General features: G+C 61.1%; 18 protein-coding genes and 3 pseudogenes. 13 read left to right on the forward strand and 8 right to left on the reverse strand.

From position 1 onward, the window contains the following. Positions 1 to 60 precede the first annotated feature (60 nt). On the reverse strand, positions 61 to 327 hold the full coding sequence (locus tag JCM21793_RS07245; RefSeq protein WP_007008458.1) for an SEL1-like repeat protein: 267 nt from the start codon (positions 325 to 327) through the stop codon (positions 61 to 63). Between the two features lie 572 nt (positions 328 to 899). On the opposite strand from JCM21793_RS07245, the gene JCM21793_RS07250 reads away from it, so the two are divergent. Further along, complete coding sequence (locus JCM21793_RS07250) at positions 900 to 1,244, forward strand: DUF2147 domain-containing protein (RefSeq protein ID WP_007008457.1); 345 nt, start codon at positions 900 to 902, stop codon at positions 1,242 to 1,244. Between the two features lie 94 nt (positions 1,245 to 1,338). On the opposite strand, the gene JCM21793_RS07255 is transcribed toward JCM21793_RS07250, so the two are convergent. Next, on the reverse strand, positions 1,339 to 2,247 hold the full coding sequence (locus JCM21793_RS07255; protein ID WP_025029936.1) for a LysR family transcriptional regulator: 909 nt from the start codon (positions 2,245 to 2,247) through the stop codon (positions 1,339 to 1,341). A 111-nt stretch (positions 2,248 to 2,358) separates the two neighbouring features. On the opposite strand from JCM21793_RS07255, the gene JCM21793_RS07260 reads away from it, so the two are divergent. Together JCM21793_RS07260 and JCM21793_RS07265 are read left to right on the forward strand one after the other, a co-directional pair. Next, positions 2,359 to 2,697, forward strand: coding sequence for a DMT family transporter (locus tag JCM21793_RS07260; RefSeq protein WP_051556133.1), 339 nt, complete (start codon positions 2,359 to 2,361; stop codon positions 2,695 to 2,697). After that, on the forward strand, positions 2,694 to 3,011 hold the full coding sequence (locus JCM21793_RS07265; protein ID WP_025029938.1) for an SMR family transporter: 318 nt from the start codon (positions 2,694 to 2,696) through the stop codon (positions 3,009 to 3,011). Before JCM21793_RS07260 ends, JCM21793_RS07265 begins: the two co-directional genes overlap by 4 nt. Positions 3,012 to 3,073: 62 nt before the next feature. Here JCM21793_RS07265 and JCM21793_RS07270 read toward each other — a convergent pair whose 3' ends face one another. Further along, complete coding sequence (locus JCM21793_RS07270) at positions 3,074 to 3,778, reverse strand: glutathione binding-like protein (RefSeq protein WP_025029939.1); 705 nt, start codon at positions 3,776 to 3,778, stop codon at positions 3,074 to 3,076. Between the two features lie 224 nt (positions 3,779 to 4,002). On the opposite strand from JCM21793_RS07270, the gene JCM21793_RS29710 reads away from it, so the two are divergent. The 4 genes from JCM21793_RS29710 to JCM21793_RS07290 are packed head-to-tail and all read left to right on the forward strand — an operon-like array spanning position 4,003 to position 6,994. Continuing rightward, on the forward strand, positions 4,003 to 4,173 hold the full coding sequence (locus JCM21793_RS29710; RefSeq protein ID WP_007008452.1) for a hypothetical protein: 171 nt from the start codon (positions 4,003 to 4,005) through the stop codon (positions 4,171 to 4,173). Positions 4,174 to 4,198: 25 nt separating this feature from the next. After that, entirely contained in the window at positions 4,199 to 4,372 is a 174-nt protein-coding gene (locus JCM21793_RS29155) for a hypothetical protein (protein ID WP_155983393.1), read from the forward strand. A gap of 46 nt (positions 4,373 to 4,418) precedes the next feature. Continuing rightward, positions 4,419 to 5,918: an AMP nucleosidase gene (locus tag JCM21793_RS07285; RefSeq protein ID WP_007008451.1), complete on the forward strand. Its 1,500-nt coding sequence runs from the start codon at positions 4,419 to 4,421 to the stop codon at positions 5,916 to 5,918. A 56-nt stretch (positions 5,919 to 5,974) separates the two neighbouring features. Continuing rightward, positions 5,975 to 6,994, forward strand: coding sequence for an endonuclease/exonuclease/phosphatase family protein (locus tag JCM21793_RS07290; RefSeq protein ID WP_244439693.1), 1,020 nt, complete (start codon positions 5,975 to 5,977; stop codon positions 6,992 to 6,994). A gap of 262 nt (positions 6,995 to 7,256) precedes the next feature. Here JCM21793_RS07290 and JCM21793_RS07295 read toward each other — a convergent pair whose 3' ends face one another. After that, positions 7,257 to 8,108: a class I SAM-dependent DNA methyltransferase gene (locus JCM21793_RS07295; RefSeq protein WP_025029941.1), complete on the reverse strand. Its 852-nt coding sequence runs from the start codon at positions 8,106 to 8,108 to the stop codon at positions 7,257 to 7,259. 5 nt (positions 8,109 to 8,113) lie between these two features. Next, a pseudogene (locus JCM21793_RS24655) lies at positions 8,114 to 9,794 on the reverse strand (electron transfer flavoprotein-ubiquinone oxidoreductase). A gap of 484 nt (positions 9,795 to 10,278) precedes the next feature. Between JCM21793_RS24655 and JCM21793_RS07305 the strand changes: the two are divergent. The 4 genes from JCM21793_RS07305 to JCM21793_RS24660 all read left to right on the forward strand — a co-directional run bounded on the left by JCM21793_RS07305 (position 10,279) and on the right by JCM21793_RS24660 (position 13,394). Further along, the gene (locus tag JCM21793_RS07305) at positions 10,279 to 10,872 is read left to right on the forward strand and encodes a DUF2585 family protein (RefSeq protein WP_025029942.1); all 594 of its coding nucleotides are present in this window, start codon (positions 10,279 to 10,281) and stop codon (positions 10,870 to 10,872) included. Positions 10,873 to 10,954: 82 nt separating this feature from the next. Beyond that, positions 10,955 to 11,533: a hypothetical protein gene (locus JCM21793_RS07310; RefSeq protein WP_025029943.1), complete on the forward strand. Its 579-nt coding sequence runs from the start codon at positions 10,955 to 10,957 to the stop codon at positions 11,531 to 11,533. 72 nt (positions 11,534 to 11,605) lie between these two features. After that, a complete protein-coding gene (locus JCM21793_RS07315) occupies positions 11,606 to 12,427 on the forward strand; it encodes a uracil-DNA glycosylase (RefSeq protein ID WP_025029944.1) in 822 nt (273 codons plus the stop codon). Between the two features lie 217 nt (positions 12,428 to 12,644). Continuing rightward, the gene (locus tag JCM21793_RS24660; RefSeq protein WP_155983394.1) at positions 12,645 to 13,394 is read left to right on the forward strand and encodes a hypothetical protein; all 750 of its coding nucleotides are present in this window, start codon (positions 12,645 to 12,647) and stop codon (positions 13,392 to 13,394) included. Positions 13,395 to 13,438: 44 nt separating this feature from the next. Here JCM21793_RS24660 and JCM21793_RS07325 read toward each other — a convergent pair whose 3' ends face one another. Continuing rightward, the gene (locus tag JCM21793_RS07325) at positions 13,439 to 13,828 is read right to left on the reverse strand and encodes a hypothetical protein (RefSeq protein WP_025029946.1); all 390 of its coding nucleotides are present in this window, start codon (positions 13,826 to 13,828) and stop codon (positions 13,439 to 13,441) included. 138 nt (positions 13,829 to 13,966) lie between these two features. Here JCM21793_RS07325 and JCM21793_RS24665 point away from each other — a divergent pair. Beyond that, positions 13,967 to 14,784, forward strand: a pseudogene (locus JCM21793_RS24665) (helix-turn-helix domain-containing protein). Here JCM21793_RS24665 and JCM21793_RS07335 read toward each other — a convergent pair. Both JCM21793_RS07335 and JCM21793_RS07340 read right to left on the reverse strand, forming a co-directional pair. After that, positions 14,779 to 15,732 (reverse strand): DMT family transporter, encoded by a 954-nt coding sequence (locus JCM21793_RS07335; protein WP_007008442.1) that lies wholly within the window; start codon positions 15,730 to 15,732, stop codon positions 14,779 to 14,781. The pseudogene JCM21793_RS24665 and the gene JCM21793_RS07335 sit on opposite strands and share 6 nt — an antisense overlap. A gap of 67 nt (positions 15,733 to 15,799) precedes the next feature. After that, complete coding sequence (locus tag JCM21793_RS07340) at positions 15,800 to 18,109, reverse strand: xanthine dehydrogenase family protein molybdopterin-binding subunit (RefSeq protein ID WP_025029947.1); 2,310 nt, start codon at positions 18,107 to 18,109, stop codon at positions 15,800 to 15,802. A 187-nt stretch (positions 18,110 to 18,296) separates the two neighbouring features. Here JCM21793_RS07340 and pepN point away from each other — a divergent pair. Then, positions 18,297 to 20,941 (forward strand): annotated as a pseudogene (pepN, locus tag JCM21793_RS24670) (aminopeptidase N). The last annotated feature ends 5 nt before the right edge of the window (positions 20,942 to 20,946 follow it).

Genomic DNA, 20,946 nt, shown 5'->3' on the forward strand with positions numbered 1-20,946 from the left:
CGTTCAGGACCCGGCCCGTTTCAGACCGGATCCTGAACGTTCCGCCCCCCGGCATCAGCATCAGTGCATCGTCATCCATTCACGGGCATCGCGCAGCGCCCTGGCCAATTCCGGCTTGGACATGCCGGCGGCCAGTTCCGAGCGCAGCTCCGCAGCGCGCTCGGAGCCCTTGATGGCTGCAATGTTGAACCATTTGTGCGCGGCCACCAGGTCGACATCGCAGTCGCGGCCGGTCGCATACATCATTCCAAGTTGAAACAGCACGTCGGCCTGGGTGGACGAACCAGCCGTACCGAAGCCTGCTTCCTGAACGTCGTAACGTGCCATAATCCAAGATCCCTGTTTTTCTCCCGAGAGCCTTTGTTCTTGCCCTTCCGGGCCAGCCCTTCGATGCTTTCGAGAATGCAGGGTGCGGCTGAAATCGCCGTTAAATCTTGTGCTTAATTAGAAGAAAACAAAGTTCAAATTTTCAGTAAATGCCTGATTTTGTTAAGCATCGCAAACCCGCAGGGCATCGGGATTTCAGTGGCGGGAGCCAGGCGAATTCGTTAACGCCGTTTGCAAGATTTCGTTAACCACGCCGCACGCTTGAAGAGACAATTTTCTGAAAATTCTAATTGTGCGCGGTGCGGTTTCGTCCCTTGCGGCGGGCAGAAAACCGGGCCGGCCACGGCCTTCTGCGCCGTTTCCCGCTGCATTCATACGGCTGCCGCCGTTCAGTCTCTCGCCCGATCGGCGAAAATGCTCGAAGAGCGTAAGCCACGGCGCGGTGGCGATACTACCGCATCGTTCACACTGCTTCGGCTTTTGCCACGTTGCGGCCTGCCATCACAAAAAGCGGTTGTATTACGTTTACGTTTGCGTAAGCTGAGCCCGCAACATCATTGGGAGGAAGACTGATGATTGGCAGAGTTGTTTTGAGCGGTGCCGCGCTGCTTCTGGCTTGTGGCGTTGCCATGGCCGACCCCATTGAGGGGAACTGGAAGACGGAATCCGGCGCGACGGCACAGATTGCGCCATGTGGCGGCTCCTATTGCATCACGCTGAAAAGCGGCAAGCACGCCGGCAAGAAGATCGGCACGTTTCAGGCTGCCGGCGGCAGCAAGTATACGGGCAAGATCACCGATCCGGCCAACGACAAGACCTATTCCGGCAAGGGCACGCTCTCCGGCAACAGCCTGAAGATGGGAGGCTGCGTGCTCGGCGGCCTGATCTGCCGCAACCAGACCTGGTCGCGTCTCTAGGGCAGGCGTCATCCAGATCGTTAGCCTCAGATTGAACACAGCCCCCAGTCAGAGCCTTTCACGCCCTTCCTCCCTGCGGAAGGCGTGGGGGGGCTCATTCTGTGATCAGACCTTCACTGCGCATTTGTGCGAGAATGATCTCATGTGCGCGTGATTGCAGTGCGGCTTCGGCCTGCGCCCCGATGGCAAGCGGCTCGCGGCTGCAGACGAAATACGGATACCAGGCCGCACCCAGGCCGTGACTGATCTGTCCTAGCTGCGCATCGTCTTCTTCCGACAACAGGGATTCGGGCACGTAGCCCCAGCCCAGCCCATCGCAGATCGCATCCTTGCCAAGCTCGAAGCTGCTGAGCGCGATGCGTTCGCTACCCATCGCGTCGAGGTGAAAGCGTTCGCGCTGCGTGCTGTCGAGATAGGTGATCTGCGGCAGGATGGCGAGATCATCGTCGGCGACGTAGCTCATGGAATGAAGCGGATGGCTCCGGGCCACCATCATGCGCATGCCAATCCGCGCAATGACACGACTGTAGAGCCCGGATGCCGGGCCGGCACGACCCGAAGCAATGAAATAGGCGATATCGAGCTGCCCTTCGCGCACCAGTTCAGGAAGCACATCGCTTTCCGCATAGCGCATGCTCAGCCGCACGTCCGGCCGCGCCCGGCGAATGGCCCGGATCACATGGCGCCAGAAGTTTTCCGACAGGACATCGTCGCGCCCGATCCTCAGTTCCCGGCGTGCAGTCTCACCACCGCGCGCGCAGCGCTCGATGATGCTGTTGGACAGCGCGATGATGCGGGCACAGTCATCCAGAATGTGCTCGCCCACCGGCGAGAGAGCAAGGCTGTTGCCGCGCCGCACGAACAACGCGGCCCCAAGCTCATCCTCAAGCGCCGCGATCGCCATACTGACCGTGGAGCGGTTGCGCCCAAGCTGGAGCGCCGCTCCCGAGATGGAGCCCGCGCGCGCCGCAGCCACGAAATACTCCAGATAATCCAGTCTCACGGCAAAGCTTCTTCGTCAAAAATCCTGTCGCTCAGCGATTTTCCATACGTGAAATGGGCGGATATCTCAATCGAGTGACATAAAACTTGATCTGACAATATGAGGTCGAAATTGCACTGGTTCTATCTGATCGCTGCGGTCTTTGCAGAAGTGGTCGGGACCACACTCATGAAACTCCTGGTATCCGGCGGCGCGCTTCTTCAGGGAACGCTGGCGGCGATTGCGATGATCGGCATCGCCTATCTCTTTCTGGGGCGCGCAACGCTGCGCATACCGGTCGCGCTTGCCAATGCGTTCTGGGAAGGGTTCGGCATGATCCTGATCGCCCTCACCTCCCTCTACCTTCTCGGCGAAACGATCTCGCTGATTCAGGGCGTCGGCATCGGTGTGGCGCTGCTCGGGATCGCTGTGATCAACTATGGTCACCACCAGCAGGGTGAGACACGATGAGCATCTGTATGGGTTATGTCCTGGGATCGGTGGCGCTCGACATCCTCGCCAATCTGGCGCTGGAGAAATCGAACGGTTTCGCACGCAGGGGCTGGGGAACCGCTGCCGTCCTGCTCATCATGGCGGCCTTCGCGCTTCTGGCGCTGGCCGTCACCGGCATGGACCTCTTTATCGCCTATGCGGTGTGGGGCGTGCTTTCGATCCTCGGAACGGCGCTGGCCGTCTGGCTCGTCTTCGGTCATCGGTTCAACCTGACGAGCTGGCTGGGTGTGGGCATTCTCATCCTCGCCATCCTGTTGATACGGCTCGGATAAACAATAAAACAGGGCGGACGCCCCAAGGACGCCCGCCCTGCCTGAAACGCACAAAACTGTCGTCAGCTGGAGCGCTGCCCGAAGAGAACTTTCTGGGCTTCCTTGTCCTCAGCGATATTGCGGCGATGCTCCTGACCGACCTCCAGCGCGCGCACGACCGCCGGCCGCGCCATGATGGTCTCGAACCAGCGCTTAAGGTTCGGAAAATCGTTGAGATCCTGCCCCTGCTGCTCATACGGCTTCACCCAGCCGATGCTCGCCATGTCGGCGATGGTGTAGTCATCGCCGGCAAGGAACGGCCGGTCTGCAAGGCGCTTGTTCATGACGCCGTAGAGGCGGTTGACCTCATTGGTGTAGCGCTCGATGCCGTAGGGAATTTTTTCCGGCGCGTAATTGCGGAAGTGATGCGCCTGACCGGCCATGGGGCCGAGACCACCCATCTGCCAGAACAGCCACTGATCGACTTCAACGCGGGCACGCTCGTCGGCGGGATAGAACTTTCCCGTCTTGCGGCCGAGATACTGAAGGATGGCACCGGATTCGAACACGGAAATGGGCTCACCACCCGGACCTTCAGGGTCCACAATGGCCGGCATGCGGTTGTTCGGCGCGATCTTGAGGAAGGAGGGCTCGAACTGCTCGCCCTTGCCGATGTTCACAAAGTGCACATCGTAGGGCAGCCCGGTTTCCTCAAGAAAAATGGTGATTTTCCAGCCGTTGGGCGTCGGCCAGTAGTGAAGCTCAATCGGCTTGGTCTGGGTGGTCATGTGTCGTTGCCTCCAGGTGTTGGGCGCCGCGCGGTCGGGGAGGATCGCGGCGATACCCGGGCAGGTAAGCACCATCTGCACACTTTGCAACGCGCTCGCTGATAAACGATCCGTTATCTGCCCATAATGGGGGTGTTAACACTGCTGAACCCTGGATGAATGCACCTCTCAGTCTCGGTTCAGTCCGCGTCTGCCAAAGTGATGGCGACACTGAGGACGAACCAATGTTGATGCGCCGCTTTTCAATTGTCTGCCTGATCACCGCCCTCTTCGGCATGGGGCTCGCCATACTGGTCGCAGAGGCCGGCAGGCCTTCCGATCCCTGGCAGGACAACCGGCCGTTCTCCTGCTCCGCGGAGCAGGCCGCCCTTTGCGGCAGAACTGCGCTGCGCTGAACGAGACGAGTTGAGGTAAGAGACGATGCGGACGGTCACACATATGGCCCGGGGATTGATGTTTGCCGCCCTGATCGGCTCACCGCTGCTTGCGGTCCAGAACGTCCGTGCCGGTAATGAGAACATCATCGAAGGGGATTATGAACGCTCGAGCGGCGCCGGTCTCGTCCTGATGGTCAGCCTGAAGCGCTCGCGTTAGATCGGGTCGGGCCTTGAGAAGAAAAAGAATATCCATATAAAAGGCCATGGAACATAGAATATACCCTCAGCCCATTCAGACGATTTCGAGCCCCGAGCCTTTTGCCCGGAAAAGCTTTACCGATGCCCGCGAAGCCGTTGCGGCATTGAAGGCGCTCTATGAGCGCAACACCGCATTCCTGCGCGATGCCTTCGCGCAGGTGGCCAAAGACGGCGAGAGCGACCGCCGCTTTCGCGCCTTCTATCCCGAAATCAGCCTTGCCACGGGCTCCTACGCCCAGATCGATACGCGGCTTGCCTATGGCCATGTGGCTGCGCCCGGCGTCTATGCCACGACAATCACGCGGCCCGACCTCTTCGACGACTATCTGATCGATCAATTGAGCCTGGTCATCCGCAATCACGGCGTCCCCATCACCGTCTCCGAATCGGAAACACCGATACCGCTCCATTTTGCGTTCCTCCAGGACACTTATGTGGAGGGCTCGATAGCCGATCGGCTGAAACGGCCGTTGCGCGATCTTTTCGATGTGCCGGACCTCAACGCCACGGACGATCATATCGTCAACGGCACGCATGAGGCCCCGCCCGGCGAGCCCCTGCCGCTCGCACCCTTTACCGCACAGCGGGTCGACTATTCGCTGCACCGGCTTTCTCATTATACGGCGACCGCACCGGCGCACTTCCAGAACTTCGTGCTCTTTACGAACTACCAGTTCTATATCGACGAGTTCTGCGCGCTTGCCCGCGAGATGATGGCCGAGGGCGGAAACGGCTACACCTCCTTTGTGGAGCCGGGCAATATCATCACAAAGGCCGGCGAGACGAGCCCGTCCGCCAGCGCCCTTGCCCGTCTGCCGCAGATGCCGGCCTATCACCTGACGCGTGAAGGACATGCAGGGATCACCATGGTGAATATCGGTGTCGGCCCCTCCAACGCCAAGACGATTACCGACCATGTGGCGGTGCTGCGCCCGCATGCCTGGCTGATGCTTGGCCATTGCGCGGGCCTGAGGAACACGCAGGCGCTCGGCGACTATGTGCTGGCACATGCCTATGTGCGCGAGGACCACGTGCTCGACGACGACCTGCCCGTCTGGGTGCCGCTGCCGGCGCTGGCGGAGGTGCAGGTGGCGCTTCAGGAAGCGGTGGCCGAGATCACTGGACTTTCCGGCTATGAATTAAAGCGCATCATGCGCACCGGAACAGTCGCCACTATCGACAACCGCAACTGGGAACTGCGCGAACAGCGCGGACCGGTGCAGCGCCTCTCACAATCCCGCGCAATCGCGCTCGACATGGAATCGGCCACGATTGCCGCCAACGGTTTTCGCTTTCGCGTCCCCTATGGCACGCTGTTGTGCGTTTCGGACAAACCGCTGCACGGTGAGCTGAAGCTGCCGGGCATGGCCACCGATTTCTACAAGAGGCAGGTTTCGCAACATCTCAAGATCGGCATGAGGGCCGTAGAAAAGCTTGCAGCCATGCCGCCGGAACGGCTTCATTCGCGCAAGTTGCGAAGCTTTTTCGAGACCGCCTTCCAATAGCCCGAAAATGCGGTTAGGCGCTGCTGCATCGAGACGGAAACAATGGGCGCGAGGCAATGAAGAGACCGAGAATCGCATCAATGCTGCCGGCCTTTCTGGCCATCGGCGTGGTTCTGGTGTCTTTTCCGCTGGTCGCCGGTTTCTGGGGCAGGCTGCACCCTGCCCTCGATTCCATGGCGCATTTTCGCATTCACCTTGCCGTGCTGATCGCTCTTCTGGCCGCACCCCTGCTTTTTGTGAAAGGCTGGCGTCAGATCGGTGCGGCGGGAACCGTGCTTGGCATTGCAACGCTCAGCGCAACACTGCTTCCCGTTCAGGCGTCCACCGGTTCGGCAAGGGCCGGAGAGGCAGACGCGCCGGCGGCACGGTACAGGCTTCTGCAACTCAACCTGCGATATGACAATGCAACTCCCAAGCAGGTCTTTTCACTGATCGGCCGCACCAAGCCCGACATCGTCACGCTGAACGAAGTCTCGCGCATGTGGGTGGAAGAGCTGAAGTTTCTCGAAGCCGCGTATCCCTATCGCGTGATCTGCCCGCCGCCGGCGCGCATCGGCGGGGTTGCCATTCTCTCGCGCCGGCCCTTCGCCGACCCGTCCGCCTTTGCCTGCTATGACCGCGGTTCGATGGCCGTGGCGACGGTTCGGCTTGGCGCGGATGCGGTGGAGATCGGCACGCTGCATCTCGGCTGGCCCTGGCCGTTTGAACAGCATCGACAGGTGGGGCGTGTCGCGCCTGTGCTCGAACGCCTCCCCGATACCGCCATTCTGGCCGGCGACCTGAACGCAACCCCATGGAGCGTGACGGCCCACCTTGTGGCGGCAGCCGGGCGGCTGGATCTCTTGCCTGGGGTCGGTCCCACATGGATGAAGCCGATCGTGCCCGAAAGCCTCCACCGGCTCGTGGGGCTGCCGATCGACAATCTGTTCACCAAGGGCCGGATCGTGCCATTTTCGGTCGAGCGGCTGGAGGATGTCGGCTCCGATCACCTGCCCGTTCTGCTTGAATTCGGCATCATGCCCGGCAATGAGCCGGCCGAGGTGATCGAAGTGAAGCTCGCCAGAAACGGAAACTAGGGTCAGGACCTATTAATATGGCCGCAATGGTCGGCCTGATCTGTGCGGATACGCGAAGCAAGGCCGCAGGAAGACTTCATGTCTTTCAAGGTCTTGCGACAAAGTAGCCCGTGCTGATCAGGCCGATCCGAAGGACGCTCGATAAACCGGCGACCTGCCGCGTCAAACCCCTTGACCGGGGGAAAGGCCCCGCTCTGCGGGCTTTTCCTTGCATCTCTTGGTCTATCGAACGCCATTGTGGCCATATTAATAGGTCCTGACCCTAATCGGCCGGCTTCCTGCGCGCGATGACCAGATGGCCGGGAACCGGCTTTCCCATTTCATGCCGCACCACGATGCCGCCGATGGCGAGCCCCGCAAAGCCGTGCCTGGCGAGCATTTCGGCGAGATAGGTCTCGGAATGGGCGAAGCGCTGATGCGGCCCGACCATGAAGGCGCGCCCGGCGAGCACCTCGTCCGGCAGGGTCTCGCTTGAAAAGGCGAGAACCGCACCGTCCACGGATAGCTCCGCCGCGCCGGCGAAGAAAGCATCCAGATCGCCCAGATAGGGCAAAACATCGGTCGCGGTGATCAGATCGAAGGGTTCGACATCCGCGTGATGGAGAAAGTCCACCGCATCGCCCACATAGAGCGCGTCGTAGACCTCTTTCTCGTCGGTGACCTCAATCATGGTCTCCGAAAGATCAATGCCGGTGATGTGGTCCGCGATGTCGCGCAGAATCTCTCCGGCAAGCCCCGTTCCACAACCGAGATCCAGCATGCGGCTGAACGGCCCCGGCGCCACCTCATCCAGCGCCCTGCGGGTCAGTGCCGGCACATCGTAGCCGAGTTGATCGACCAGAATGCTCTCAAACGCGCCGGCGTGCTGGTCGAACAGGGTCGCCACATAGGCTTCCGATGCGCGCGCCGGCGTCTCGCCCCGTCCCATAGACGCAAGCCGCACCGCGGCACCGCCATGGTCGGCAGGATCGAGAGCGAGCACCTCCCGATAGGCGGCAGCGGCAGCATCAAGATCGCCGGCCTTTTCGAGCGCAAGGGCGCGGTTATAGGCCTCGGCCAGCGCCTCTTCGTCGATGGGGCTGGTGGTTCCGCTTTCGGGGTCGGGCTCGGACAATGGTGTTACATCCCGGTATAGACGGGCCCCTCGCCGCCCTGCGGCGGCACCCAGTTGATGTTCTGGTTGGGGTCTTTGATGTCGCAGGTTTTGCAATGAACGCAGTTCTGCGCGTTGATGACGAAACGGGCATCGGCCACATCGCTGCCATCGGTGAGCGCATTGCCGTCAGCATCCACCCATTCATAGACACCCGCAGGACAGTAGCGCGAGGACGGACCGGCATAGACGGCGTATTCCGACGTCTTCTGCAGCTCCATGTCCTTCACCTGAAGATGAACCGGCTGCTCCTCCTCGTGATTGGTGTTGGACAGGAATACGGAGGAAAGACGGTCGAAGGTGAGCACACCGTCGGGTTTCGGGTAGTCTATCGGCTTGTGCTTTGCGGCCGGCTCCAGCGAAGCCGCGTCGGTCTTGCAATGTTTCAGGGTGCCGAACAGCGAGAAGCCGAACAGCGAGTTCATCCACATGTCGAAGCCGCCAATGCCGACGCCAGAAGCGTGCCGAAGCGCGACCAGAGCGGCTTGACGTTGCGCACCTTCTTCAGGTCCTTGCCGATGTCCGAGGCGCGCCAGGCGGCCTCATAGCTTCCAGCGTGTCATTGCCACGCCCCGCGCCCAGCGCTTCCACGACATGCTCGGCGGCAAGCATGCCCGAGAGGACCGCATTGTGAGACCCTTTGATGCGCGGAACATTGACGAAGCCTGCCGAGCACCCGATGAGCGCACCTCCGGGGAAGACAAGCTTTGGCACGGACTGATAGCCGCCCTCCGTGATGGCGCGGGCGCCATAGGAGATGCGCTTGCCACCTTCAAACGTCTTGCTGATCGCGGGATGCGTCTTGAAACGCTGGAATTCCTGGAAGGGTGAGAGGAACGGGTTTTTGTAGTTCAAGTGAACCACGAAACCGACCGCCACCTGATTGTTTTCCAGATGATAGAGGAAAGAGCCGCCGCCGGTTTTCATGTCGAGCGGCCAGCCGAAGGAATGCTGGACGAGACCCGGCCTGTGGTTCTCCGGCTTGACCTCCCAGAGCTCTTTCAGGCCGATGCCGAATTTCTGGGGTTCGCGATCCTTGGAAAGGCCGAATTTCTCGATCAGCTGCTTGGCGAGCGAACCGCGCACGCCCTCGCCGATCAGGACATATTTGCCCAGAAGCGCCATGCCAGGCTGATAGTTGGGACCGTGCGAGCCATCGCGCTCGACGCCCATATCGCCGGTGGCGACACCGATGACCGCGCCATCGTCGTTGTAGAGCACTTCGGCGGCAGCAAAGCCCGGATAGATTTCAACGCCCAGTCCCTCGGCATAGCCTGCAAGCCAGCGGCAGACATTGCCGAGCGAGACGGCGTAATTGCCGTGATTGTTCATCAGCGGCGGCATCAGAAAATTGGGAATGCGCATGGAGCCCGCCGGCCCGAGAACCAGAAACTGATCGTCGGTGACGGGTGTCTTGAACGGGTGATCGGGATCGTCGCGCCACTCCGGCAGAAGCCGGTCGATGCCGATGGGATCGACGACAGCACCAGACAGGATGTGCGCGCCGACTTCACCGCCCTTTTCGAGAACGACGACGGAAAGCTCCGGGTTCAGCTGCTTGAGCCGGATGGACGCGGCCAGCCCCGCCGGCCCTGCGCCGACGATGACCACATCGAATTCCATGCTTTCGCGTTCCACTTCGCTCATTCCACCCTCCGCAGTCTTTTTCTCTCGCGCGCCCCTGCTCTCGTTTCGTGCCGGCGCGATCCGGATACCCATCAGTCCCGCATAACGGTTTCAACGCCGGGCTATAGCGCATCCGCGCGCCTGTCGAAACCGGAGATGTTGCATCAATCCATTCCTGTTTGACGCCAACTGATATTACTTTAACGTAAACGTAAATAATTGAGAAATCAGGCGTAGGCAATTCCTGTTTGCCTCCCGGATCGAATCCAAGCAGTTTCAGCCTGTTTCACGATGGAGGGTGCGGGACATGCATAGCAACACCGCGCATGCCCAGTTTGACCGTGTTCGATCTTGAAGCGACTTTGTTGTGCGCGGTTTGTGGTTCGGCGGGCTCACCAGGAGGGTGAGTGCATGACTGCAAAGTCCCGCATTCCTCCTGAGGACCCTGTCAAACAATGCGCCACATCAATGCAGTGGCGTGTCATCTACCATGAAGGAAGTGGCTATGAGTGAAAACCGGCTATTGGCGGCATACAGACAAAGACCGGTTGCCGTGACCGCTTTCTGCGTACTCGCGATCCTTGCCATTCAGGCGTTTTTCCTGAAGTTCATGGGGCAGACGACGATCTGCGACTGCGGGACGGTGAAGCTCTGGTATTCGGACCCATCGGGGCCTGAAACCTCCCAGCACATCGGCGACTGGTACACCTATTCGCACTTCCTGCATGGGCTGCTGTTCTATGGGCTCATCTGGCTTGTCGCGCCGCGTATGCCGGTCGGCTATCGCCTTGCGCTGGCCGTGGGGCTCGAAGCCGCCTGGGAAATGGCCGAAAACACGCCCATGGTGATCAACCGCTACCGGGAATCGGCGCTCGCCCAGGGTTATTACGGAGACAGCGTGATCAACTCGCTCTCGGACACGTTTGCCACCATCGTCGGCTTCTTCGTCGCGCGATTATCGCCCCTCTGGCTCAGCATTCTTCTGGTGGTTGCGACGGAGATTTTCATGGCGGTCATGATCCGTGACAATCTCACGCTCAACATTCTCCAGCTTGTCTATCCCTCGCAGGCGATTTCCAACTGGCAGTTGGGCGGCTGAAGCCGCCGGCGATACCGTTTCTCCAGAACACCAAACGGCGGTATAATACGGCAGGAAGGGAGGTGTCGTCCTGCCCCGTGCCATGTCCATAACCGCATTCCTCCTGTCTGCAGCCCTTCTGGGCGCAGGGCCGGGAGACGACGGACGCTGGCAGGCCGGACAATATTCCTTTTCCGATGAGCTTGGCGGGTTCCGCATCCAGGCGGTTTCGGGGACAGGCTCGCGCAGCGACCCCGTGCTCCTTAGGCAGAAGCTTTATACGGCCTCTGCCGTTGTGCTGGTCATCCGCACCACCGGGGAGGTGCCGCGTTACGCCTATGACGAACGGGCCGGCGCCGGCTACCTCTTCATCGAAATCGAGACGCTCAATGCAAGCAACCTGCCCTGGGTGGAATTTGAATTCGAACTGCAGGAGATGCGCGGCATCTCGAGTGTCTACGGGGACGGTCTCTCCTTCGATCAGAGGAATGTCGGCTCCGCCCAGATCGGCTCCAGCGCATTTGCCACCCACGACCGTAAATTCGAGCCCTATGACCGGCTTCTGTTTCAGTCAGGCACGGTCGATGCGGGCCATTCGGTGACATTTCGGCTCCTGATCACCGACCTGACGCCGAAGCCGGTATTTTATCTGGTGCAGGACCCGCGCATTCCCGCTTCCTGAACTTGCAACCACAGGCAAAGAAAGAGAAAGTGCCTCTTTCAACATATGCCGACAATCAGGATTTCGGACGCAATGGATTCCGCTGGACTAAGGGAGCTGCTGAACTTCTACGCCGATGCCGGCGTGGACGAGCCCCTTCTGGAGGAAGCGGCGGACCGGTTCGAGGAAACACGCACAGAAGCCGAGAAAAGGGCCGCCCAGCGCCAGCCTGCACAGCAGAAGGCGGTTGCGGCCCCGCAGGCCCGGCCAGCCGCTCCCGCTGCAGCCAGAGCAGCGGTTCCGGACGATGCGCAGGCCGCACGGGCGCGCGAGATAGCAAAAAGCGCCGAAAGCCTGGACGCTCTGCGCGAGCAGCTTTCCGCCTTCGACGGCTGCAACCTGAAGACAACGGCAAAAAACACCGTTTTTGCCGATGGCAACCCGCAGGCCGGCGTAATGTTCGTCGGCGAAGCGCCGGGCCGCGACGAGGATATTCAGGGCCTGCCCTTCGTCGGCCGCTCCGGCAAGCTGCTCGACCGGATGCTGGTGGCAATCGGGCTCGACCGCACATCCGTCTACATCTCCAACGTGATCCCGTGGCGGCCACCGGGCAACCGGGACCCCTCCCCTCTGGAGACGGAAATCTGTCGCCCGTTCATCGAACGGCACATCGAGCTTGTTTCGCCCAAAATTCTCGTGACGCTCGGGAACCCTTCCACCAAGCTACTCCTGAACACACAGACCGGCATCATGCGGATGCGTGGCAACTGGGCCGAGCACAGGACGCCGTCGGGCCTCGAAATCCCAACGATGCCGACGCTGCACCCGGCCTATCTCCTGCGCAACCCGGCACACAAGAAGCTCGCCTGGCATGATTTCCTGGCCATCAAACTCAAGCTGGAAGAAGCAGTCTGAGACTGCAAGCGAATGCGAATTAAGGCCGCATTAACGCTGTTGGCGCAGAGTGGCGCATCTCAACAACGTCCCGGAGTCGAGCATGTTTGTTCGCGTCAGTTCCGGGGGGCGCCTGATTTTTCTGTTACCTTTCCTCATTTTTGGACCAAGAGCCGCGGTCGGCGCTGATCTGGTGATCGGCGGTCCGCCTGTGCCACCCAGCGTGGAAAACGCACCCTTGTTGCTCAAATTCGGACCGCGGTTTTCCGGCTTCATTGAAGTCAACTCTGCCCTGGGTAAGGCGAGCCTGGATGAAGATTCTGGCAAAAGCAGCGGCTGGGCACTACGCGGAGCGGTCAACCTGCCAGTCAGGGAGCGTTGGAATGTCCAGCTCGACGGCCAGTTCGCAAAACTGAAGTTCGAAGACCTTTCCGACCAGACGATGGATTTCGGAGCGCATGCCTATTATCGCAGGGAGAACCGCTACGCCGTCGGTCTCTACGCACAATATGAGCGGCTATCCGCCGAGACCCTGGCACTTGGGCCCATGGAAACGTCAGCCGGGCTGGAAGGTGCGGTTTTTCTCAGCCAGTCGACGGTTCTGGGCCGGGTGGGCCTGGGCAAGGGGCGTCTGGAAGAGCAGGATGCGTCCAAGCTCAACGGCCTTATCGGCGCACGCTATTATCACACAGACAATCTGCGTTTCGATCTGGATGCCGGATTTGAGCAATTGCTGAGCGACGATGCGGCGCTGAAGACCTACTCCGTGTCTACCGCCGCCAACTATCGGCTCTCGAACAGACCAGTCACTGCCTTTGGCGGATATCGCTACCGTTCCTCCTCGCTGACATCGGGCGAGACCCATAGCGAGGATATGAAATCTCACGGCATCGTGGCAGGGTTTCGCTATCATTTCGGTTCCACCAGCCTGAAAGACGAAGAGCGCAACGGCCCGCTCTGGACCGCCGCGCCATATCTCGATTACTGAAGAATCGAAGGCCGGGCCGTGCGGTTGCGCGGTCCCGGACCCTCTCAACCTCGTGCGGCGCGCAGAGCTGCCAGCTGAAGCAGAGCGAACACCGCGACTGCAACGGCCTGAACGCAGACGAACGCTATGCCAAGCGGATTGGGAGCGACCCAGCCGCTTGCGAGCAGGGCGAAACTCGCCACAACCCAGACGGCGTTGAGCAGAACAATGTCGATCAGCACAAGGCGCGGTGTTTTCGCACGCGCGGCAATCACCAAAAGCATCGTCACGAACGGCACCAGCACAACACCGGCCCAGAACAGAAGCGCTTCAGGCAGGGCGAGAAGACGCGATAGCGGGCCGGCCGCGACAACAAGGAGCAGCGCGGCACCGCCACTCATGGCAGCGTCGAACCGAAGCGTTTTCCTCAGTGTGGGTGTAAGGGCGAGCGACATGTTCTTGTCCTTCCTGCAAGGGGTTTGTGGCGAGCCAGTTACGGCGTTGACGCAGTGAAGCCTGTGGGATGAACCGCCGCCTGGCGATTACGTGAGAGGTAATGGAAATGTGCGGCGGACAGCTTTAGGGTCTCCGCCATGGAGATTGAAAACACCATCGCATCGAAGAGCAATGCCGGTTCCCTGCTCAAAGAATGGCGCGAAAGACGGCGCATGAGCCAGCTTCACCTGGCGCTCGAAGCCGGCATCTCGCAACGCCATCTGAGCTTCGTTGAAAGCGGGCGATCCAACCCGTCACGCGACATGGTTCTGCTGTTGTCGGAAAGCCTCTCCGTGCCGCTTCGGCAACGCAACCGCATTCTGCTGGCCGCAGGCTATGCGCCCGGCTTTTCCGAGCGGGACCTGAATGATCCGACACTGAAGCCGGCGATGGACGCGGTGCAGACCGTGCTCGACGGCCATGCGCCCAACCCCGCCATCGCCATCGACCGCCACTGGACAATGATCGCCGCGAACGGGGCCATCGCGCCGCTGCTCAGGGGCGTAACGAACGTGGAACTCCTAAAGCCGCCCGTGAACGTGCTACGCCTCAGCCTGCATCCCGAGGGCCTTGCGCCCAGCATTGTCAATCTCGTCCCCTGGCGGGCGCATGTTCTGGAAAGCTGCGCCAGCTCATCGACCAGACCGCCGATCCGCAACTGACATCTCTGGAAAAGGAACTCGCGGCCTATCCCGTTAAAAAGAACGGGCCGGAGTCGCGGCCCCAGGCGGCAGACATGATAGCTGTTCCGCTTCGGCTGCGTCTTGGTGAAACCGAACTCTCGTTCATCACCACAACGACCGTGTTCGGCACACCGCTCGACGTGACGCTGTCGGAAATCGCCATTGAAAGCTTTTTCCCGACCGACGCTGCAACCGCCGCCTTTCTGCGGCAATTGCACGATGGCGCTTCATGAGGCCGGCGGCACGAAACGACGGGCTGCCACGCGCTTGAGGCCGAGCCGGCGCTCGCGCCAGATGATGAAGAGCCCTGCCCCGATGACAATCATGCCGCCCACCAGCGTGTAGAGGGTCGGAACATCGCCGAAGGCGAAATAGCCGATGACGATGGCCAGAAGCATGGAGGTGTATTCAAACGGCGCGATGGTCGAGAGTTCCGCGTGCCGGTAGCACTCTGTCATGAGAATCTGCGCCACACCCCCGCACACACCAGCCCCCGCCAGAGCGAGATATTGCTCACGCGAGAGATCGGCCCAGCCGAAGGGAATGGTAAACAGGGAGAGCACGGTGGCCGTGACCGAGAACCACAGGACGATGGTGGCGGTCTTCTCCGTCTGCACGAGGCGGCGCACGAGGAGCATGGCGACCGCCGAGCCCGTCGCCCCGCACAGGGCTGCGATGACACCCACCGCCTGAGCGGCTTCAAGGCCGGCATCGCCGGTAAGCAGAGTGAGTTTGGGCCAGGCGATGATGATAACGCCAACAAAACCGACGGCGACGGCGCTCCAGCGGTAGATGCGCACGACCTCGCCCATGAAGATTGCCGACAGCACCACAACGATGAGCGGTTGCGCATAGTTGAGCGTGATTGCATCGGGCAGCGGCAGGCGCGTCAACGCGAAGAAGCCGAGCCCCATGGCCGTGACGCCGACAAGGCCGCGCATGATGTGACTGACGGGGTGTGTGGTGCGAAACGCCGTTGCCAGTTCCCGACGCCAGGCGAGCATGGCGATGATCGGAAATATGGCAAAGAAGGAGCGGAAGAAGACGATCTGGCCGGACGGCACCATCCCCGCCGATTTGATCAGCGAGGACATCATGACGAACACGGAGACCGAAATGACCTTCAGCGCGATGCCCATTAATGGCTGGCGTTCAGCGCCGACTTCGGTCACAGCGGGCATGATCTGTTTTCCTATAAGGCCGGTAAGGACGCAGGACAGTGCATCGAATTGATCGAGCGTGGCTGCATCACGCCGCGTCCCTGGCCTGCCGGATCATCTCCCACACACGCGATGGCGTGGTGGGCATGTCGATATGGGCAATGCCATGGGCACGGTAGAGCGCATCCGTCACCGCGTTGAGAACCGCCGGCGTGGCGCCGATCGTGCCAGCCTCGCCTGCCCCCTTTATGCCCATCGCGTTGGTGGTCGAGGGCACGTTGCGGGTCTCAAAATGAATGAACGGAAGATCGTCGGCACGCGGCATCGCGTAGTCCATAAAGCTCGCAGTGACCAATTGCCCATCCTCCGAGTAGACCGTGTCTTCCGTCAGTGCCTGCCCGAGGCCCTGCGCAACACCGCCATGGACCTGCCCGGCAAGCAGGATCGGGTTTACGGTAGCGCCGAAATCGTCGACGATCCAATAAGCAATGACTTGCGTGCGGCCGGTTTCCGGATCGATTTCGACTTCGCAGATGTGCGTACCATTGGGATAGGTCGCCTCTTCCTGCACGAACTCGCCGAAGCCCTCCAAATCCTCAGGCGCTTTTGCGGCCCTGGCGATGGCTGCAAAATCGACCGCGCGGTCCGTGCCGACAATGCGCGCTGCACCGCCGGACAGTTCGATGTCATCGACGGACGCTTCCAGTTCGTCCGCCGCCAGTTTTCGGATTTTCTCGGCGAGGTCTTCGCCGGCCCGCGCGGCCGAGACGCCGCCCAGCGGAATGGAGCGCGACCCGCCCGTGCCACCACCGGATGCCAGCTCGTCCGTGTCGCCCTGACGCACGGTGATCCGGTCTATGTCGATATTGAGTTTGTCGGCCACGAATTGCGCATAGGCGGTGGCGTGTCCCTGGCCGTTGGACTGGGTGCCGATCAGAAGCGTGACGGTGCCATCGTCGTTCAGCCGCACATGGGCAGGCTCCGAACCGGCAAAGGCGCAGGCTTCAATATAGGTGGCCATGCCGATGCCGCGCAGTTTGCCGTTGCGCCGCGATTCCTCAAGCCGCTCATCGAACGTGGCCCAGCCGGCGTTCTCCATGCATTTGTTCATGTGCCCCTCGAACTCGCCGACGTCGTAAAGGCGGCCAGTCTGGGTACGATAGGGAAACTGCTCGGGCCTGATGAAGTTGCGGCGGCGGATTTCGTCACGCCCGATGCCAAGATCGCGCGCACAGGCGTCCACCAGCTTCTCAAGCAGGAATGCAGCCTCCGGGCGGCCCGCCCCGCGATAGGCATCCACCGGGCAGGTGTTGGTGTAGACGCCGTTGATCGTCACATCGAGCGCCTGAATGTCATAGACGCCTGTCGACATGGAGACGCCGACAAACGGGATGAATGGGCCGTACTGTGAGATATAGGCGCCCATATTGGCCATGAGATCGACCCGCAGGCCAAGGAAACGCCCGTCGCCATCCATCGCCATCTCGGCGGTCACAACATTGTCGCGCCCCTGCGCATCGGTCATGAAATGCTCATTGCGGTCACCGGTCCACTTGACCGGGCGGCCAAGCCGCTTCGCCGCCTCCATGACCATCGCGTATTCACGATAGACGAAGGTTTTCGGGCCGAAACCGCCACCGACATCCGGCGTAATCACGCGCAGGTTTTCCGGCTCGATGCCGAAGGTCTTGCACAGAATGCCGCGCATGGAATGAACGCCCTGCGAACCGGTGGTCAGCACGTAGCGGTTTTCGTCATCGCGCCATTCGGCAAGTGCCGCGCGCGGCTCCATATAGTTGCAGACGAGACGGTTGTTCACGAATTCAATACGGGTGACATGCTCAGCCCTGGCGAATGCCGCGTCCGATTTTTCCCTGTCGCCCACGTGGTAAAGAAAGGCGCGGTTTGAGCCGAGCTCCGGCCAGACCAGCGGAGCATCCTCGGAAAGGGCGGCGGCGGTCGAGGCTATGGCTTCCTCATCGTCGAAATCGATTTCGATCAGTTCAGCTGCGTCCTGCGCCTGCGCCCGGCTTTCCGCCACCACCAGCGCCACCGCATCGCCCACATACTGCACGCGATCACGACACAGGATAGGAATGTCGCGCGTGGGGGCGCGTGTTCCGTCGGGCTGTTTCTGCATGGCGCCGGAGCGCAGATCCTTCAGATGCGCCACATCCGCACCCGTGAGCACCAGATGGACACCCGGTGCTGCCCTTGCCTCCTCGACCGACGCAATGGTGAATGTGCCCTTGGCAACAGGCGAACGCACCACGTAGAGATGCAGCGTGCCTTCGGGCAGGAAATCGTCCGTGTAGCGTCCCCGGCCCGTAATGAATGCCGCATCTTCCTTGCGGCGCACGGAGGCACCCATCCCGAATTTCGGCGTCATCACAGTCATGCGGAATCCCTTCTGGCCAATCGCGAATTGGCCGATGTTCGGTGAGCTGGCTGGAAACAGTCGAGCGACATATGCTGTCTTAGTTTTGTCGAGCCTAATGATTGTGTAAAGAGCAACAATTCGATTTTGTTGGACCAGACAGCCCACAGATTGCCGGCCTGCGCCCCGGGCCCTAGAAAGAGTTGAGATGCGTACAGAAAGCGGCCAGATTTTTCGTCTCGAAGACTACCAGCCGAGCAACTACCTCATTCCGGAGGTAGCGCTGGATTTTCAGCTGAACGCCGAGGAAACGCTGGTAACGGCCAGGCTTCAGGTGGAACGCATCGCCCGCGCTCCCGCCGACGCTCCCCTGATTCTGGATGGCGACGGGCTGGTGCTGGAAGCCCTTGCGGTCAATGGCACCGAGGCGGAGCCTGCCGATTATGATGCCTCTCCCGACCGACTGACGATCAGCCGGCTGCCGGCCTCGCGCCGGTTCGAGCTGACCATCGTGACCCGGATCGCGCCATCGAAGAACACGACGCTGATGGGGCTCTACGTTTCCAGTGGTGTTTTCTGCACCCAGTGCGAGGCCGAGGGCTTCCGCCGCATCACCTATTTCCTCGACCGGCCAGACATTCTGTCCGTCTATACCGTGCGCATGGAAGCAGATCGCAAAGACGCGCCGCTTCTTCTGTCGAACGGCAATCCGGTGGAAAGCGGTGATCTCGCCGCCGGGCGTCATTTCGCCGTCTGGCACGACCCCTTCCCAAAACCCTCCTATCTGTTCGCTCTCGTGGCCGGCGATCTCGGTGTGGTGAAAGACCGCTTTACGACCGCTTCCGGGCGCGAGGTCGACCTCGGCATCTATGTCGAGCACGGGAAGGAAAAACGGGCGGCCTACGCGATGGACGCGCTGAAGCGCTCGATGCGTTGGGACGAGGAACGTTTCGGGCGGGAATACGACCTCGACGTGTTCAACATCGTCGCCGTCTCGGATTTCAACATGGGCGCGATGGAGAACAAGGGGCTCAATGTCTTCAACGACAAGTATGTGCTTGCCGACGAGGACACGGCCACGGATGTCGATTTCGCCAATATCGAGGCGATCATCGCGCATGAGTATTTCCACAATTGGACAGGCAACAGAATCACTTGCCGGGATTGGTTCCAGCTCTGCCTGAAGGAAGGTCTGACGGTTTTCCGCGACCATGAATTCTCCGCCGACGAGCGCTCGCGCGCCGTCAAGCGCATCGCCGAAGTGCGCGGCCTGCGCGCGCATCAGTTTCCCGAGGATCAGGGCCCGCTGGCCCATCCGGTGCGGCCGCGTCGCTACCGCGAGATCAACAATTTCTACACGGCGACCGTTTACGAGAAGGGCTCGGAAGTTGTCCGCATGCTGCGCACCATTCTGGGCGAGGACGCCTTTCGGGCCGGCATGGACCTCTATTTCGAGCGGCATGACGGGCAGGCCGTAACCATCGAGGATTTTGTAAAAGCCTTCGAGGACGCTTCCGGGCGGGACCTCAGCCAGTTCTCGCTCTGGTACCATCAGGCCGGCACGCCCAATGTGGCGCTTTCATCGCGCTATGACGGCAAGGAAAAAGCGCTGACAGTGGAGATCGAACAATCGGTGCCGCCCACGCCCTCCGAAAGCCGCAAACGCCTGATGCACATACCGCTCGCCTTCGGCCTTGTCGGGCCTGACGGGAGAGACCTCGACTACCAGAGCGCGGAAGGGGCGAGCGTCGAAAACGGTGTGATCCACCTGCGCAAGCGCAGACACCAGATCGTGTTCAAGGGGGTGAAGGCGCGTCCCGTCCTGTCGATCAACCGGGGTTTTTCGGCCCCGGTGACCCTTTCGGTTGAAAGCCGGGCCGATGAACAGCTTTTCCTCGCCCGCCACGACAGCGACCCCTTCTCGCGCTGGCAGGCGCTGAACACGCTTCTGACGGATGCGCTGATTGCCGCGAGCAATGCGGTGCGCGGCGGCAAGAAGCCGGTGTTTGAGGACGAACTCATCTCGGTGACCATCGACCTCGCTGCAGACGAAACGCTCGAAGAGGCTTTCCGCGCGCTGATCCTGAGCGTTCCGGGTGAAGCCGATGTGGCACGCGAAATCGGCCGGGACATCGACCCGGATGCGATCCACACCGCACGCGGGGCGCTACTGATGGCCATTGCGCAGGCGGGAAGCCAGACTTTCCGCGCGCTTTACGAGCGTCTGCTCGACAATGCGCCGTTTTCTCCGGATGCGCGCAGCGCGGGCCGCCGTGCCCTGCGCAACACGCTGATTGAATTTCTCGCGCTGGAGGATGCCGGCCCCGACGCCGCATGCCGGCAGTTCGAGGACGCCGACAACATGACGGAGCGCGCGGGCGCGCTCACCGTTCTGGCGCAGCATTTCCACGACACCGACGTCGGGCGGGCAGCGCTCGCGGCTTTCGAGAAACGTTACCGTGACAACCCGCTGGTGCTCGACAAATGGTTCCAGATCCAGGCGATGATCCCATCGGCCGCGACGGTTTCCCTGCTTCGCAGCCTGATGGAGCATCCGCACTTCTCGCTTGCAAACCCGAACCGCGTGCGGGCGCTCGTGGGCACGTTCTCCATGGCGAACCAGACGGCGTTCCATAGCGCCGATGGCGAGGCTATCGTCTCGTCGCTGAGACGGTCGCCGCGCTCGACAGTCACAATCCACAGGTGGCGGCGCGTCTTGCCACCGCGTTCCGCTCCTGGCGGTCGCTTGAAAAGGGCCGGCGCGAGCACGCGCGCAAGCTTCTTTCCGAGATGGCCAAGCGGAAAGACCTCTCGCGCGACCTTGCCGACATTCTGGAACGAACGCTCGCCTGAGGGCG

Origin of the sequence: Nitratireductor aquibiodomus NL21 = JCM 21793, from assembly GCF_000615975.1 — a bacterium.
Classification (GTDB): Bacteria; Pseudomonadota; Alphaproteobacteria; order Rhizobiales; family Rhizobiaceae; genus Nitratireductor; species Nitratireductor aquibiodomus.